We start from the raw sequence: 16,218 nt of genomic DNA, 5'->3' as shown, positions 1-16,218 counted from the left end.
GGGCGACCTCGGGAGGGACACGTGGGACCCGCGAGCCGCGTCAGTGCCTGTGCCTGTCCAGGCCCTCGAGCTGTGCGGCCGACGTACCGCGGAGGTGGAGATGGCCGGTAGCCCCGGCAGCCGCACCGGGCGGCCGCCCGTGCGGGGGGCCGGCGCACGGCCCGCCGCCGGCCGGAACTCGCCCGACAACCCCGTACGCCGGCTCGTCACCCGCGCCCGCAAGGCCTGGGACCGTCCGCTCACGGCGTACTACGTGATCCTCGGCGGCAGCTCGCTGATCACCGTGCTGGGCCTGGTGATGGTCTACTCGGCCTCCCAGATCACCGCGCTGCAGATGGCGCTGCCGGGGTCGTACTTCTTCCGCAAGCAGCTGCTGGCGGCCGCGATCGGCGGCGGGCTGCTGCTGGCCGCCGCCCGGATGCCGGTGAAGCTGCACCGGGCCCTGGCCTATCCGATCCTGGCGGGCGCGGTGTTCCTGATGGTGCTGGTGCAGGTGCCCGGGATAGGGATGTCGGTCAACGGCAACCAGAACTGGATCGCGCTGGGCGGCTCCTTCCAGATCCAGCCCAGCGAGATCGGCAAGCTGGCGCTGGTGCTGTGGGGCGCCGACCTGATCGCGCGCAAGCAGGAGAAGCGGCTGCTGACCCAGTGGAAGCACATGCTGGTGCCGCTCGTCCCGGTCGCCTTCATGCTGCTCGGCCTGATCATGCTCGGCGGCGACATGGGCACCGCGATCATCCTCACCGCCATCCTGTTCGGCCTGCTGTGGCTCGCGGGCGCGCCCACCCGCCTCTTCGTCGGCGTCCTGTCGGTCGCCGCCCTGATCGGCCTGGTCCTCATCAAGACCAGCCCCAACCGCCTGGACCGGTTCGCCTGTGTGGGGTCCGGCGACGTCACCAAGTGCTGGCAGGCGGTGCACGGCATCTACGCCCTCGCCTCCGGCGGACTCTTCGGTTCCGGCCTCGGGGCGAGTGTGGAAAAATGGGGGCAACTTCCCGAAGCCCACACCGACTTCATCTTCGCCGTCACCGGTGAGGAACTGGGCCTGGCGGGGACGCTGTCGGTGCTCGCCCTGTTCGCGGCTCTAGGCTATGCGGGCATCCGCGTGGCCGGACGCACGGAGGACCCCTTCGTGAGGTACGCCGCGGGAGGCGTGACCACCTGGATCACCGCTCAGGCGGTGATCAACATCGGTGCGGTGCTCGGTCTGCTGCCGATCGCCGGCGTCCCCCTCCCGCTGTTCTCCTACGGAGGATCCGCCCTGCTGCCGACCATGTTCGCCATCGGGCTGCTGATCGCCTTCGCGCGGGACGAACCCGCTGCGCGGGCGGCGCTTGCCATGCGGCAGCCTCGCTTTGGTAGAAAGCGGGCGGGAGGCTCCGCGGCCGGCCGGAGATCCGGCCGGAAGCCCGATCGGAGTGCCGGCCGGAAACCCGGCCGTGGCTCCGGCCGGGAGCCCGGCCGTGGCTCCGGCCGGGAGCCCGGCGGGGGCTCGGGCCGTGGCTCGGGCCGGGTATCCGGTGCAGGATCGGGCCAGGGGTCCGGCCAGGGGCCTCGGAGATGGAACACGATGCGACGGCGTGCCTCGGCGGCGCGTCCGTCCGGAGAGCGGTGAATTTCGGTGCATGTCGTACTCGCCGGCGGAGGTACCGCGGGCCACATCGAGCCCGCGCTCGCCCTCGCGGACGCCCTGCGCAGGCAGGACCCGACCGTGGGAATCACGGCACTGGGCACGGAGCGGGGCCTGGAGACCCGGCTCGTCCCCGAGCGCGGCTACGAGCTCGCGCTGATCCCGGCGGTGCCGCTGCCGCGCAAGCCCACCCCCGAACTGATCACCGTCCCGGGCCGGCTGCGCGGCACGATCAAGGCCGCCGAGCAGATCCTGGAGCGCACCAAGGCCGACGCCGTGGTCGGCTTCGGCGGCTATGTCGCCCTGCCCGGCTATCTCGCCGCCAAGCGGCTCGGCGTGCCCATCGTGATCCACGAGGCGAACGCCCGCCCCGGCCTGGCCAACAAGATCGGTTCGCGCTACGCCGCCCAGGTCGCCGTCTCCACGCCGGACAGCAAGCTGCGAGGCGCCCGCTACATCGGCATCCCGCTGCGCCGCGCCATCGCCACCCTGGACCGGGCCGCCGTACGCCCCCAGGCGCGCGCCGCGTTCGGCCTGGACCCCAACCTGCCCACACTGCTGGTCTCCGGCGGCTCCCAGGGCGCCCGCCGGCTCAACGAGGTGGTCCAGCAGGTCGCGCCCTGGCTCCAGCAGGCCGGCATCCAGATCCTGCACGCGGTCGGCCCGAAGAACGAACTGCCGCAGGTGCACCAGATGCCGGGGATGCCCCCCTACATCCCGGTAAGTTACCTGGACCGGATGGACCTCGCGTACGCCGCGGCCGACATGATGCTCTGCCGCGCCGGCGCGATGACCGTCGCCGAACTCTCCGCCGTCGGGCTCCCGGCCGCCTACGTCCCGCTGCCCATCGGCAACGGCGAACAGCGGCTGAACGCCCAGCCGGTGGTGAAGGCCGGCGGCGGACTCCTGGTCGACGACGCGGAACTCACCCCGGAGTGGGTGCAGCACAACGTCCTGCCCGTGCTGGCCGATCCGCACCGGCTGTACCAGATGTCCCGCGCCGCCGGGGAGTTCGGCCGCCGGGACGCCGACGACCTGCTCGTCGGCATGGTGTACGAGGCGATCGCCTCGCGCCGTTAGGACCATATGACCGAAGGGGCTTGAAAGACGTGGCCGGACCGACGACCGCCGAGCGCGGTGAACGCCAGCAGGAGTCGTCCGGCCCGCCCCTGGTCCGCCGGCTCAGGCCGCCGGGCCTTCGTACGATCGTCATCCTGGCGCTGGCCCTGCTGCTCCTGGCCGGCGGCTCCCTCTGGCTCCTGTACGGCTCCGCGTGGACCCGGGTGGAGCGGGTGTCCGTCTCCGGGACACGGGTGTTGACGCCCGCCCGGGTGCGCGCCGCCGCCGCGGTCCCGCTGGGAGACCCGCTCATTTCCGTCGACACCGACGCGATCGCCGCCCGGCTGCGCCGCCAATTGCCCCGAATTGACACGGTTGACGTGGTTCGTTCATGGCCTCATGGAATCGATCTGAAAGTGGGCGAACGCACCGCGGTCATGGTGGAGGAAAAGGGCGGAAAGTTCATCGAAGTGGACCGCGGCGGCGTCCGGTTCGCCACGGTTTCACAGGCGCCGAAAGGTGTGCCCGTCCTGGAATTGTCGCTTTCCCGCGACGGCTCGGCGGCGGCGAGTCTGCGGCGCTTCGACGAGAGCCGGCTCGTGCGCGAGGCGGTCGCCGTCGCGGCGCGGATCCCGGCGGCCGTCGCCGGCCGGACCCGGGGCGTCAAGGTCCGTACCTACGACGACATCTCGCTGGAGTTGAGGGACGGCCGCACCGTCGCCTGGGGCAGCGCGGAGAACGGCGCCGAGAAGGCCCGCGCGCTCACCGCGCTGATGAAAGCGGCCCCCCGAGCGCGGCACTTCGACGTCAGCGTCCCCACCGCCCCTGCCACGTCGGGTAGTTGACGCCCGTCCGTGCAGGCCAGCACCCTGGTTGGGCAGCGCTATGCCTGATCACATAGGGTGAAAAGAAAAACGGGAGGTTCGGCGTGTTCGTTGAACGGGCGCCACTTGTCGACTTAGTGTCCTGTTCAGAAGACTTCAGGGAACAGACACACTGGTAACCCTAAACTTCAGGGTTAGGGTTCGGGTCGGCACTACGGACCGTCCCATTCGGCATCAGTCGTCGGACCGCGAGGCAGCAGTGCTTCGACGATTCGGCGGCACGTAACTCGAGGCGAGAGGCCTTCGACGTGGCAGCACCGCAGAACTACCTCGCAGTCATCAAAGTCATCGGTGTCGGCGGCGGTGGTGTCAATGCCATCAACCGGATGATCGAGGTCGGTCTCAAGGGCGTCGAGTTCATCGCCATCAACACCGACGCACAGGCGCTGTTGATGAGCGACGCCGACGTCAAGCTCGACGTCGGCCGCGAACTCACCCGCGGACTCGGCGCCGGAGCCAACCCGGCCGTCGGCCGCAAGGCCGCCGAGGACCACCGCGAGGAGATCGAGGAGGTCCTCAAGGGGGCCGACATGGTCTTCGTGACGGCCGGTGAGGGCGGCGGCACCGGCACCGGCGGCGCGCCGGTCGTGGCCAACATCGCGCGTTCGCTGGGCGCCCTCACCATCGGCGTGGTCACCCGCCCGTTCACCTTCGAGGGGCGGCGCCGCGCCAACCAGGCCGAGGACGGCATCGCCGAGCTGCGCGAAGAGGTCGACACCCTGATCGTCATCCCCAACGACCGGCTGCTGTCCATCTCGGACCGCCAGGTCTCGGTCCTGGACGCCTTCAAGTCGGCCGACCAGGTCCTGCTCTCCGGTGTCCAGGGCATCACCGACCTCATCACCACTCCCGGTCTGATCAACCTCGACTTCGCCGACGTCAAGTCGGTCATGTCCGAGGCGGGTTCGGCGCTCATGGGCATCGGCTCGGCCCGCGGCGACGACCGCGCGGTGGCCGCCGCCGAGATGGCGATCTCCTCGCCGCTGCTCGAGGCCTCCATCGACGGCGCCCGCGGTGTGCTGCTGTCCATCTCCGGCGGCTCCGACCTGGGCCTGTTCGAGATCAACGAGGCCGCCCAGCTGGTCAGCGAGGCCGCCCACCCCGAGGCCAACATCATCTTCGGCGCGGTCATCGACGACGCCCTCGGCGACGAGGTCCGGGTCACCGTGATCGCGGCCGGCTTCGACGGCGGCCAGCCCCCGGCCCGCCGGGACAACGTCCTCGGTGCGACCACGCCCGCGCAGCGCCGCGAGGAGCCCACCCCGGTACGGCAGCCCGAGAGCCGTCCGACCTTCGGCTCGCTGGGCAGCGTGACCCCGAAGGAGGAGCCGGAGCCCACGGCCCCGGAGCCGGTCAGCGACCTCCCGGCCTCGCCGCCGGTCCCCCCGGCACCGCGGAGCTACTCGGACAGCGCGGCCGAGGAACTGGACGTACCGGACTTCCTCAAGTGATAGGACAGCGCGACACCGTGAACGGCGCGCACTTCGCTTTCACCGACCGGTGGGGCGGGGTGAGCGCCGTTCCGTACGAGGAGCTCAACCTCGGCGGCGCGGTCGGCGACGACCCCGGCGCCGTACGCACCAACCGCGAACGGGCCGCCGGCTCTCTCGGACTCGACCCGGCCCGGGTGGTCTGGATGAACCAGGTGCACGGTACGGACGTCGCGGTGGTGGACGAACCCTGGGGAGCGGCGGCCGGCATCCCCTCCGTCGACGCGGTCGTCACCCGCCGGCGCGGACTCGCCCTCGCCGTGCTCACCGCGGACTGCACCCCCGTGCTGCTCGCCGACCCCGTCGCCGGGATCGCCGCCGCGGCCCACGCGGGACGGCCCGGCATGCTGGCCGGGGTGGTTCCCGCCGCCGTGCGCGCCATGGTCGAACTCGGCGCCGAGCCGGGCCGGATCGTCGCCCGCACCGGACCCGCGGTGTGCGGCCGGTGCTACGAGGTGCCGGAGGCGATGCGCGCCGAGGTGTCCGCCGTCGAGCCGGCGGCGTACGCCGAGACGAGTTGGGGCACGCCGGCCCTCGACGTGAGCGCCGGTGTGCACGCGCAGCTCGAGCACCTCGGGGTGCACGACCGGGAGCAGTCGCCGGTGTGCACGCGGGAGTCGAAGGACCACTTCTCGTACCGCCGCGACCGCACCACCGGCCGGCTCGCGGGCTATGTCTGGCTGGACTGATGGGGCATGACGGACCGTAGGGACGAAATCGCCGGGAATCTGGCGCGGGTTGAGGAGCGCATCGCCGCCGCGTGCGCGGCCGCGGGGCGTCCGCGTCAGGAGGTGACCCTCATCGTGGTCACCAAGACCTACCCGGCCGCGGATGTGCGGATCCTGTCGGAGCTCGGTGTGCGCCATGTCGCCGAGAACCGCGACCAGGAGGCGGCGCCGAAGGCCGCCGAATGTGCTGATCTGCCCCTCAGTTGGCATTTTGTCGGTCAACTTCAGACCAACAAGGTGCGGTCCGTGGTGGGTTACGCGGATGTCGTGCAGTCCGTCGACCGTTCCCGGCTCGTCACCGCGCTCTCGAAGGGGGCCGTACGGGCCGGGCGCGAGGTGGGCTGCCTGATCCAGGTCGCTCTGGACGCCGACGAGAGCGGCAGGGGTGAGCGGGGAGGCGTGGGCCCCGGCGGAATCGAAGAGTTGGCCGACCTCGTCGCCCGTTCCGAGGGGCTCCGACTCGACGGGCTGATGACCGTCGCGCCGCTGACCGGCGAGTACGCCGGGCGTCAACAGGCGGCGTTCGAACGGCTCATGGATTTGTCGACCTCCCTGCGCGCGAGCCATCCGGCTGCCACCATGGTTTCGGCAGGGATGAGCGCGGACCTCGAACAGGCCGTGGCCGCCGGAGCGACACACGTACGCGTCGGCACTGCGGTACTCGGAGTCCGCCCCAGGCTCGGGTAACGTCGCCAGGAAGTCGGACCACAGCAGAAAATATGGTCAATACCGCCGAAGAAGGCGCAACGACCTCGTGGATCGCGGGGACTTGGCGGTCGTCAGCGGATCCACCACAGAGCGGAGGACTCAGAGCATGGCCGGCGCGATGCGCAAGATGGCGGTCTACCTCGGCCTCGTGGAGGACGATGGGTACGACGGCCGGGGATTCGACCCCGATGACGAGTTCGAGCCCGAGCTGGACCCGGAGCCCGAGCGGGACCGCCGACGGCACGAGCCGTCGCATCAGTCACTTGGGGCACATCAGCCACAAAGGGACGAACCGGTACGTGTGGTGCAGCCTCCGGCACCCCGCGAACCCGTGTCCCATTCCGCTTCGCTTCCGGCGGAATCGGGGCGTCCGGCGCGCATCGCGCCCGTGGCGTCCATCACACAAGAACGCGCAAGCCTGGAGAAGAACGCACCGGTGATCATGCCCAAGGTCGTGTCCGAACGTGAGCCGTACCGGATCACCACACTGCACCCGCGGACCTACAACGAGGCCCGTACCATCGGGGAACACTTCCGTGAGGGCACCCCGGTGATCATGAATCTCACTGAGATGGATGACACAGACGCGAAGCGACTTGTCGACTTTGCGGCCGGTTTGGTGTTTGGTCTTCACGGCAGCATCGAGCGGGTGACGCAGAAGGTGTTTCTGTTGTCGCCTGCTAACGTCGATGTCACGGCGGAGGACAAGGCCCGCATCGCAGAGGGCGGGTTCTTCAACCAGAGCTGAGACACAGACCGGACGACAGGCACGGAACAGGGGAGAGGGAAGCACCGATCATGGGCGTGGCCATGGAGGTTCTCTACATCGCGCTGATGGTGTTCCTCATCGTGCTGATCTTCCGGCTGGTCATGGACTATGTGTTCCAGTTCGCCCGCTCGTGGCAACCCGGCAAGGCGATGGTGGTCGTTCTTGAGGCCACCTACACTGTCACCGATCCACCGCTGAAGCTTCTGCGGCGGTTCATCCCGCCGCTGCGTCTCGGGGGCGTGGCGCTCGACCTGTCCTTCTTCGTACTGATGATCATCGTCTACGTCCTGATCGCCATCGTGGGGAACCTGGCGACGTGACAGTGGACGATACGGTCTTGCCGACTGCCGATGACTACGTTGAGGTGAAGAGATGCCGTTGACCCCCGAGGACGTGCGGAACAAGCAGTTCACGACCGTCCGCCTCCGAGAAGGCTATGACGAGGACGAGGTCGATGCCTTCCTCGACGAGGTCGAGGCCGAGCTGACCCGTCTGCTCCGCGAGAACGAGGACCTGCGCGCCAAGCTGGCCGCGGCCACCCGTGCCGCCGCCCAGAACCAGCAGAACATGCGCAAGCCCCCGGAGCAGCAGGACCAGCCGCAGCATCCGCAGGGCGGTATGCCTCAGCAGGGCGGTATGCCTCAGCAGGGCGGAATGCCCCAGCAGGGCGGTATGCCTCAGCAGGGCGGTATGCCTCAGCAGGGCATGCGAGGTCCGGGGGCTCCGGTGCCCGCCGGGATATCGGGCCCGCCGCAGCAGCAGATGGGTGGCCCCATGGGTGGCCCGCCCCAGCTGCCGAGCGGTGCCCCGCAGCTGCCCGCCGGCCCCGGCGGACAGGGCCCGCAGGGTCCCGGCCCGATGGGCCAGGGTCCTGGTCCGATGGGTCAGGGCCCGATGCAGGGCCAGATGGGTCCGGGCCCGATGGGCGGCCCCGGTCCCATGGGCGGTCCCGGCCCGATGGGTCAGGGCCCCGGTGGCGACAGCGCCGCGCGCGTCCTGTCGCTGGCCCAGCAGACCGCCGACCAGGCGATCGCCGAGGCCCGTTCCGAGGCCAACAAGATCGTCGGCGAGGCGCGTTCGCGTGCCGAGGGCCTCGAGCGCGACGCCCGCGCCAAGGCCGACGCGCTGGAGCGGGACGCGCAGGAGAAGCACCGTGTCGCGATGGGCTCCCTGGAGTCCGCCCGCGCCACGCTGGAGCGCAAGGTCGAGGACCTGCGCGGCTTCGAACGCGAGTACCGCACGCGCCTGAAGTCGTACCTCGAGTCCCAGCTGCGCCAGCTGGAGACCCAGGCCGACGACTCCCTGGCCCCGCCGCGCACCCCCGCGACGGCCTCGCTTCCGCCGTCCCCGGCGCCCTCCATGGCCCCGGCCGGCGCGAGCGCCCCGTCCTACGGCGGCAACCAGACGATGGGCGGCTCGCCCGGCCCGTCCGGCCCGTCCTACGGCGGTCAGCAGCAGATGTCGCCGGCGATGACCCAGCCGATGGCACCGGTACGCCCGCAGGGCCCGTCCCCCATGGGCCAGGCCCCGTCCCCGATGCGCGGCTTCCTCATCGACGAGGACGACAACTGAGGGGCCCCCTGAAGGGTTCCTGAGACAAAAGGCATCGGCAGCCTGCGAGAACGGCCCCGGAGGTTTTCACCTCCGGGGCCGTTCGGTCTTTTCAGGGGCGCGGGGCCGCATCGATATGCGGCTCCGCCGCGTGGGCGCGACAAAGCCCCACTGGTCCGCACGGGAAGGGCAGGGGCGGCGGGGGCGAACACCCTTGGGCGCCCGCCCCCCCGCCGGGGCTCACACCTTGCGCAGACGGAACGTCAGCGACAGCCCCTCGTCGGTGAACGCGGCACCGTAGGCGTCGTCCGCCTCGCCCTGCGCGAAGTCCGTCGCGAGAACCTCCTCGGCGATCAGACCCGCGTGCTCGGACAGCGCCGAGATGACGGCCGGGTCCGTGGACACCCACCGCAGCGCGATCCGGTCCGCCACGTCCAGCCCGCTGTTCTTGCGAGCCTCCTGGATCAGCCGGATCGCATCCCGCGCCAGCCCCGCCCGCCGCAGCTCCTCCGTGATCTCCAGGTCCAGCGCCACCGTCGCGCCCGCGTCGGACGCCACCGACCAGCCCTCACGCGGAGTCTCGGTGATGATCACCTCGTCCGGCGTCAGCGTGATCGTCTCACCGTCGACCTCGACCGACGCCGTACCCTCCCGCAGCGCCAGCGACAGCGCCGCCGCGTCGGCCGCGGCGATCGCCTTGGCCACGTCCTGCACCCGCTTGCCGAACCGCTTGCCCAGCGCCCGGAAGTTGGCCTTCGCGGTGGTGTCCACCAGCGACCCGCCGACCTCGCTGAGCGACGCCAGCGAGGAGACGTTCAGCTCCTCGGTGATCTGCGCGTGCAGCTCCCGCTCCAGGGACTCGAAGCCGGCGGCGGCGACCAGCGCCCGCCGCAGCGGCTGTCGGGTCTTGACGCCCGACTCCGCACGCGTGGCCCGGCCCAGCTCCACGAGCCGGCGCACCAGCACCATCTGCCGCGACAGCTCCGGGTCGATGGCGGTCAGGTCCGCCTCCGGCCAGGAGGACAGGTGGACGGACTCCGGGGCGCCCGGGGTGACCGGCACGATCAGGTCCTGCCAGACCCGCTCGGTGATGAACGGCGTGATCGGCGCCATCAGCTTCGTCACCGTCTCGACGACCTCGTGCAGCGTGCGCAGCGCCGCCTTGTCGCCCTGCCAGAATCGGCGGCGCGAGCGGCGCACGTACCAGTTGGACAGGTCGTCGACGAACGCGGACAGCAGCTTGCCGGCGCGCTGGGTGTCGTAGGCCTCCAGTGCCTGCGTGACCTGGTCGGTCAGCGCGTGCAGCTCGCTGAGCAGCCAGCGGTCGAGCAGCGGGCGGTCGGCCGGGGCCGGGTCGGCCCCGGACGGCGCCCAGTTCGACGTGCGGGCGTACAGCGCCTGGAAGGCGACCGTGTTCCAGTACGTCAGGAGCGTCTTGCGGACGACCTCCTGGATGGTGCCGTGACCGACCCGGCGGGCCGCCCACGGAGAGCCGCCGGCCGCCATGAACCAGCGCACCGCGTCCGCGCCGTGCTGGTCCATGAGCGGGATCGGCTGCAGGATGTTGCCCAGGTGCTTGGACATCTTGCGGCCGTCCTCGGCGAGGATGTGGCCCAGGCACACGACGTTCTCGTACGACGACTTGTCGAACACCAGCGTGCCGACCGCCATCAGCGTGTAGAACCAGCCGCGCGTCTGGTCGATGGCCTCGGAGATGAACTGCGCCGGGTAGCGGCTCTCGAACAGCTCCTTGTTCTTGTACGGGTAGCCCCACTGCGCGAACGGCATCGAACCCGAGTCGTACCAGGCGTCGATGACCTCCGGCACGCGCGTGGCCGTGCCGGCGCAGCCCTCGTGCGGGCAGGCGAAGGTGACCTCGTCGATGAACGGCCGGTGCGGGTCCAGGGCCGACTGGTCGGTGCCGGTCAGCTCGGTCAGCTCCGCGCGGGAGCCGACGCAGGTGAGGTGGCCGTCCTCGCAGCGCCAGATCGGCAGCGGGGTGCCCCAGTAGCGGTTGCGGGACAGCGCCCAGTCGATGTTGTTGTTGAGCCAGTCCCCGTACCGGCCGTGCTTGACGGTCTCCGGGAACCAGTTGGTCTTCTCGTTCTCCTGGAGCAGCCGGTCCTTGATCGCCGTGGTGCGGATGTACCAGGACGGCTGCGCGTAGTAGAGCAGCGCGGTGTGGCAGCGCCAGCAGTGCGGGTAGCTGTGCTCGTACGGGAGGTGCTTGAAGAGCAGGCCGCGCTGCTGGAGATCCTCGGTGAGCTTCTCGTCGGCCTTCTTGAAGAAGACGCCGCCGACCAGCGGGACGTCCTCCTCGAAGGTGCCGTCCGGGCGGACCGGGTTGACCACCGGCAGGCCGTAGGAGCGGCTGACCTTGAGGTCGTCCTCACCGAAGGCGGGGGACTGGTGGACCAGGCCCGTACCGTCCTCGGTCGTCACGTACTCGGCGTTCACCACGAAGTGGGCCGGCTCCGGGCTGTGCCCATCGGTTCCCTCGCTGACGCTCGGGAACTCCACCAGCTCGAACGGGCGCTGGTAGGTCCAGCGCTCCATCTCGGCGCCGGTGAAGGTCTGGCCGGTGGTCTCCCAGCCCTCGCCGAGCGCCTTGCCGACGAGCGGCTCGGCGACGACGAGCTTCTCCTCGCCGTCGGTGGCGACGACGTAGGTCACCTCCGGGTGCGCGGCGACCGCCGTGTTGGACACCAGGGTCCAGGGGGTGGTCGTCCACACCAGCAGCGCGGCCTCGCCGGCCAGCGGGCCCGAGGTGAGCGGGAAGCGGACGTAGACGGACGGGTCGACGACCGTCTCGTAGCCCTGCGCCAGCTCATGGTCGGACAGGCCGGTGCCGCAGCGCGGGCACCAGGGGGCCACGCGGTGGTCCTGGACCAGCAGGCCCTTGCCGAAGATCTCCTTCAGCGACCACCAGACGGACTCGATGTACTCCGGGTCCATGGTCACGTAGGCCTCGTCGAGGTCGACCCAGTAGCCCATGCGGGTCGTCAGCTCGGAGAAGGCGTCGGTGTGCCGCAGCACGGACTCGCGGCACTTGGCGTTGAACTCGGCGATGCCGTACGTCTCGATGTCCTGCTTGCCGGAGAAGCCCAGCTCCTTCTCCACCGCCAGCTCCACGGGCAGGCCGTGGCAGTCCCAGCCGGCCTTGCGGGCCACGTGGTAGCCGCGCATGGTGCGGAAGCGGGGGAAGACGTCCTTGAAGACGCGCGCCTCGATGTGGTGGGCGCCCGGCATGCCGTTGGCGGTGGGCGGGCCCTCGTAGAACACCCACTCGGGGCGGCCCTCGGACTGCTCCAGGCTCTTGGCAAAGATCTTCTGCTCGCGCCAGAAGTCGAGCACCGCGTGCTCGAGCGCGGGCAGGTCGACCTGGGCGGGCACCTGGCGGTACTGCGTCATCGATCTTCCTCCGGCGGACGTACTGCCTTCCGTCGGAGGGACGAGAGCGTCGTGCTTCTACGCCGTGTGCGGCGCGCTCCCGCGGTACCACCCTCCTTGGCTCCCCGGTGCGCCGTACGCGCCGACGAGCCCCCTCATTGGGGTCGCGATGCCGGTTCTACTGGCCCCCGCGGCCTCGCTGGGGCGTTCTTCCGGCGGCTCCGGGGTGATCTTCACGTCGCGCTCGCCCCCGGGCTCACACCGTCCCCGGGTCGCTCTGGGCTGCGTACGCCGCTACTCGTCCCCATCCACGCTTCTCGCTCCGCCCAGTGTACGGCGCCCCGGGGACAGCGGCCGACCGGTTTTCGCGCGCGGGGGCGGTGCGGGGTCCGCGGGCGGTGCGGGAGCCGCGCGCCGGGCGTGCGGGGCGCGCGGCGCGCGGGGCCGGCGGGGGTGGGCTCGGTGACCCGAACGGCGAGGTGCGCCGGGTTCGGATCGTAGGACCTGCGGCTGGTCGGATTACCCGGCGAAGAGCTGGGCACAACGCATGCATGCCGGCGGAGCGGTACGCGCGAGGCGGGCGAATCGGGCGGCGTGCCCCGTTGCCGCGGGACTCGAGTCGATTTATCGTCCCAGCACGATTCGCGAGCAAGATCACAATATGTGAAGGGGCCGCGGCCATGGTGGCGAAGAAGACCGCCGAGCAGTCGGCGTCCGGCAGGTCCCGGGGCTCCGGAGCCTCCGTCGGCGCGGCCAAGGACGTGAACGGGATGCCGAGCACCCACGCCGCGCCCAAGGCCGCGAAGACGGCGAAGACGAAGCCGAAGACCACGAAGCCCGCCGTGAAACCCACAGCGAAGAGGGCGGCGGAGAAACCCGGGCCGGAGGAGACGCGCGCGAAGGACACCCCGCACGGCGGCACGCGCGCGAAGACCACCGGCGGCAAGAAGTCCCCGAAGACCTCCGCGCGGCAGCCGGCCTCCGGAGCGACGGCAGCCAAGGCGACGGCAGCCAAGGCGACGGCAGCCAAGGCGACGGCAGCCAGGGCTGCGGCACCCGAGGCGACGGCACCCGAAGCGGCCGCGAAGGGCACCGCCGGCACCCCCGCGCGGGGTGGGGAAGGCTCCGGTGTGGGCAGGAAGAGCACGGGCAAGAAGGCGGGCGCGGCTCAGGCCGCGAAGCAGACGGGAGCCACGACGGTGGTTGCGAAGAAGACTCCTGGCACGGCCACGGCGGCCACGACCGCCGTCCCCAAGGCACGCGTCGCCGCGGCGGTGGAACCGGGCGACCTCGCGGTACGCCCCGGCGAGGACCCCTGGACCCCGGAGGAGGTGGCGGAAGCCCGCGCCGAGCTGCAGTCCGAGATGGAGCGGCTGCGCACCGAGATCAGCTCGTCCGAGGCGTCCCTCGCGGGGCTGATGCGGGATTCAGGCGACGGCGCGGGCGACGACCAGGCGGACACCGGGGCCAAGAACATCACGCGCGAGCACGAGATGGCGCTCGCCGCCAACGCGCGCGAGATGCTCGTCCAGACCGAGCGCGCCCTGGACCGGCTGGACGCGGGCACCTACGGTCTGTGCGAGAGTTGCGGCAACCCCATCGGCAAGGCCCGTATGCAGGCCTTTCCACGGGCCACCCTGTGCGTGGAGTGCAAGCAGAAGCAGGAACGCCGGTACTGAACCGGGTACGGGACGTGTCGTACTCTCGTCCTCAGTCAGGTACCTAGGTTGAGGGACTCACGTGGCAGAGGCGGAGCGCATCATCGGTACGCCGGACACCCCGGACGCGGCACGGCCCGGGCAGGAAGGCCCCGGCGGCGACACGGCGCCGGGCCGGCGCTCCGGCGCCGGGAGCGCGGGCGCCGACGGCCCGGCCGCCCCGGAGGACAGGCCCCGCGCCGACGGCCCGGCGGACCCCGCGGCGGCCGACGGCCCGGCGGAGCCCGCGGGCGCGGCCGGCCGGAGTCCCGCCCCGGCCGAGCGCCCCCGGGGCAGGCGCCGGATCGCGGTGCTGTTCACGGTCGCGGCGTTCGCGTACGCCCTCGACCTGATCAGCAAGCTGATCGTCGTGGCCAAGCTGGAGAACCACGCGCCGGTGCGGATCCTCGGGGACTGGCTGCGGCTGGAGGCGATCCGCAACGCCGGTGCCGCCTTCAGCTTCGGCGAGGCCTACACGGTGATCTTCACGGTGATCGCCGCCGCCGTGATCGTGGTGATCACCCGGCTCGCGCGCAAGCTCTACAGCCTGCCCTGGGCGATCGCCCTCGGGCTGCTGCTCGGCGGAGCGCTCGGCAACCTCACCGACCGGATCTTCCGGGCGCCCGGTGTCTTCGAGGGCGCGGTCGTCGACTTCATCGCACCCGAGCACTTCGCCGTCTTCAACCTCGCCGACTCGGCGATCGTCTGCGGCGGCATCCTGATCGTGCTGCTGTCCTTCCGCGGCCTGGACCCGGACGGCACCGTCCACAGGGACTGACCGACCCGGTTGTCCACAGGCTCCCGTCCGGGGTGCCGGACCCGTCCGGCATACTCGACGGGTGAGCACGCTTCCCGAGATCCGTACCCTGCCCGTGCCCGACGGCCTGGAGGGCGAGCGCGTCGACGCCGCCATCTCCCGCATGTTCGGCTTCTCCCGCACGAAGGCGGCCGAGCTGGCCGCCACGGGCAAGGTGCTGGTCGACGGCACGGCGGTCGGCAAGTCCGAGCGGGTGCGCGGCGGGGCCTGGCTGGAGGTCGAGATGCCGCAGGCACCCGCGCCCGTGCAGGTCGTCGCCGAACCGGTCGAGGGCATGGAGATCGTGCACGACGACGAGGACGTGGTCGTGATCGTCAAGCCGGTCGGCGTCGCCGCGCACCCCAGCCCCGGCTGGACCGGTCCGACGGTCATCGGAGGGCTGGCCGCCGCCGGGTTCCGCATCTCGACCTCCGGCGCCGCCGAGCGCCAGGGCATCGTGCACCGCCTCGACGTCGGCACCTCGGGCCTGATGGTGGTCGCCAAGTCCGAGTACGCGTACACGTCGCTCAAGCGCCAGTTCAAGGAGCGCACGGTCGACAAGCGCTACCACACCCTCGTCCAGGGTCACCCCGACCCGACCAGCGGCACCATCGACGCGCCCATCGGCCGGCACCCGAACCACGACTACAAGTGGGCGGTCACGGCCGAGGGCAAGCCGTCCGTCACCCACTACGACCTGATCGAGGCCTTCCGCGCGGCCTCCCTGCTGGACGTGAAGCTGGAGACCGGACGGACCCACCAGATCCGCGTCCACATGGCCGCCCACCGCCACCCCTGCGTCGGCGACCTCACCTACGGCGCCGACCCCACGCTCGCCAAGCGGCTGAAGCTGACCCGGCAGTGGCTGCACGCGGTGCGCCTCGGCTTCGAGCACCCCGGCGACGGCGGGTGGGTGGAGTTCACCAGCGACTACCCCGAGGACCTGCAGAAGGCCCTGGACCGGGTGCGCGAGGAGACCTACGCGTGAACGGCCCGCTGAGCAGCACCTCGTACAGCACACGCGTCGCCGAGGACCCCGCCGACCGCGAGGCCTGCTTCGCGGTGCGCAAGGAGGTCTTCGTCGTCGAGCAGGGCGTCCCCCAGGAGATCGAGTACGACTCCTACGACGCCGTCGCCCTCCATGTGCTCGCCGTCCGCGGCGACGGCACGCCGCTCGGCACCGGACGGCTGCTGCACGGCGAGGAGGCCGCCGCCAAGACGGGCGGCGACCCCACCGTCGGCTCCCTCGGGCGGCTCGCCGTCACCCAGGAGGCCCGCGGGCTGGGCGTCGGTGCCGCCCTGGTGCGCGCCATCGAGGACGCGGCACGCGCACACGGCCTCGCGGCGGTGGACCTGCACGCGCAGACCCACGCCCTGGGCTTCTACGAACGGCTCGGGTACGAGGCGTACGGCCCGGAGTTCCCGGACGCCGGCATACCGCACCGGGCGATGCGGCGCGCCCTGGGCCAGCCCTAGGCCCTGCCGACGACAGGACCTGGGCCCCGACGGCCGAAAG

14 protein-coding genes are annotated in these 16,218 nt (G+C 71.3%); 13 read left to right on the top strand and 1 reads right to left on the bottom strand.

The window, feature by feature from the left end; all coding sequences use genetic code 11:
* The first annotated feature begins 100 nt into the window (after positions 1 to 100).
* From ftsW to R2S09_RS09285, 9 genes are all read left to right on the top strand, one after another.
* Positions 101 to 1,615 carry a putative lipid II flippase FtsW gene (ftsW, locus tag R2S09_RS09325; RefSeq protein WP_316740397.1) on the top strand — a complete coding sequence of 505 codons (1,515 nt, stop codon included), beginning with the start codon at positions 101 to 103 and terminating at the stop codon, positions 1,613 to 1,615.
* A gap of 6 nt (positions 1,616 to 1,621) precedes the next feature.
* A complete protein-coding gene (gene murG, locus R2S09_RS09320) occupies positions 1,622 to 2,710 on the top strand; it encodes an undecaprenyldiphospho-muramoylpentapeptide beta-N-acetylglucosaminyltransferase (RefSeq protein ID WP_316740396.1) in 1,089 nt (362 codons plus the stop codon).
* 29 nt (positions 2,711 to 2,739) lie between these two features.
* Positions 2,740 to 3,534: an FtsQ-type POTRA domain-containing protein gene (locus tag R2S09_RS09315; protein ID WP_316740395.1), complete on the top strand. Its 795-nt coding sequence runs from the start codon at positions 2,740 to 2,742 to the stop codon at positions 3,532 to 3,534.
* A gap of 287 nt (positions 3,535 to 3,821) precedes the next feature.
* A complete protein-coding gene (gene ftsZ / locus R2S09_RS09310) occupies positions 3,822 to 5,024 on the top strand; it encodes a cell division protein FtsZ (RefSeq protein ID WP_306183498.1) in 1,203 nt (400 codons plus the stop codon).
* Entirely contained in the window at positions 5,021 to 5,752 is a 732-nt protein-coding gene (gene pgeF, locus R2S09_RS09305; protein WP_316740394.1) for a peptidoglycan editing factor PgeF, read from the top strand. Before ftsZ ends, pgeF begins: the two co-directional genes overlap by 4 nt.
* A 6-nt stretch (positions 5,753 to 5,758) precedes the next feature.
* Positions 5,759 to 6,478 carry a YggS family pyridoxal phosphate-dependent enzyme gene (locus R2S09_RS09300; protein WP_306183501.1) on the top strand — a complete coding sequence of 240 codons (720 nt, stop codon included), beginning with the start codon at positions 5,759 to 5,761 and terminating at the stop codon, positions 6,476 to 6,478.
* 127 nt (positions 6,479 to 6,605) lie between these two features.
* Complete coding sequence (locus R2S09_RS09295) at positions 6,606 to 7,247, top strand: cell division protein SepF (protein ID WP_306183502.1); 642 nt, start codon at positions 6,606 to 6,608, stop codon at positions 7,245 to 7,247.
* A 50-nt stretch (positions 7,248 to 7,297) separates the two neighbouring features.
* Positions 7,298 to 7,588 carry a YggT family protein gene (locus R2S09_RS09290; protein ID WP_030167740.1) on the top strand — a complete coding sequence of 97 codons (291 nt, stop codon included), beginning with the start codon at positions 7,298 to 7,300 and terminating at the stop codon, positions 7,586 to 7,588.
* Between the two features lie 52 nt (positions 7,589 to 7,640).
* On the top strand, positions 7,641 to 8,840 hold the full coding sequence (locus R2S09_RS09285) for a DivIVA domain-containing protein (protein ID WP_306183505.1): 1,200 nt from the start codon (positions 7,641 to 7,643) through the stop codon (positions 8,838 to 8,840).
* 219 nt (positions 8,841 to 9,059) lie between these two features.
* Here R2S09_RS09285 and ileS read toward each other — a convergent pair whose 3' ends face one another.
* Complete coding sequence (ileS, locus tag R2S09_RS09280) at positions 9,060 to 12,230, bottom strand: isoleucine--tRNA ligase (protein WP_316740393.1); 3,171 nt, start codon at positions 12,228 to 12,230, stop codon at positions 9,060 to 9,062.
* A 659-nt stretch (positions 12,231 to 12,889) separates the two neighbouring features.
* Between ileS and R2S09_RS09275 the strand changes: the two genes are divergently transcribed.
* The 4 genes from R2S09_RS09275 (at position 12,890) to R2S09_RS09260 (ending at position 16,178) form a co-directional block, all read left to right on the top strand.
* A complete protein-coding gene (locus tag R2S09_RS09275) occupies positions 12,890 to 13,888 on the top strand; it encodes a TraR/DksA family transcriptional regulator (RefSeq protein ID WP_316740392.1) in 999 nt (332 codons plus the stop codon).
* Positions 13,889 to 13,949: 61 nt separating this feature from the next.
* Positions 13,950 to 14,684, top strand: a complete 735-nt coding sequence (gene lspA, locus R2S09_RS09270) for a signal peptidase II (RefSeq protein ID WP_316740391.1) — start codon at positions 13,950 to 13,952, stop codon at positions 14,682 to 14,684.
* 61 nt (positions 14,685 to 14,745) lie between these two features.
* On the top strand, positions 14,746 to 15,690 hold the full coding sequence (locus tag R2S09_RS09265; protein ID WP_306183511.1) for an RluA family pseudouridine synthase: 945 nt from the start codon (positions 14,746 to 14,748) through the stop codon (positions 15,688 to 15,690).
* Positions 15,691 to 15,698: 8 nt separating this feature from the next.
* A complete protein-coding gene (locus R2S09_RS09260) occupies positions 15,699 to 16,178 on the top strand; it encodes a GNAT family N-acetyltransferase (RefSeq protein ID WP_316740497.1) in 480 nt (159 codons plus the stop codon).
* The last annotated feature ends 40 nt before the right edge of the window (positions 16,179 to 16,218 follow it).

Origin of the sequence: Streptomyces sp. MK7, from assembly GCF_032658145.1 — a bacterium.
Classification (GTDB): Bacteria; Actinomycetota; Actinomycetes; order Streptomycetales; family Streptomycetaceae; genus Streptomyces; species Streptomyces spiralis.
Note: the sequence above shows the minus strand (reverse complement) of the source record. Positions and strands in the feature narration are given on the sequence as shown.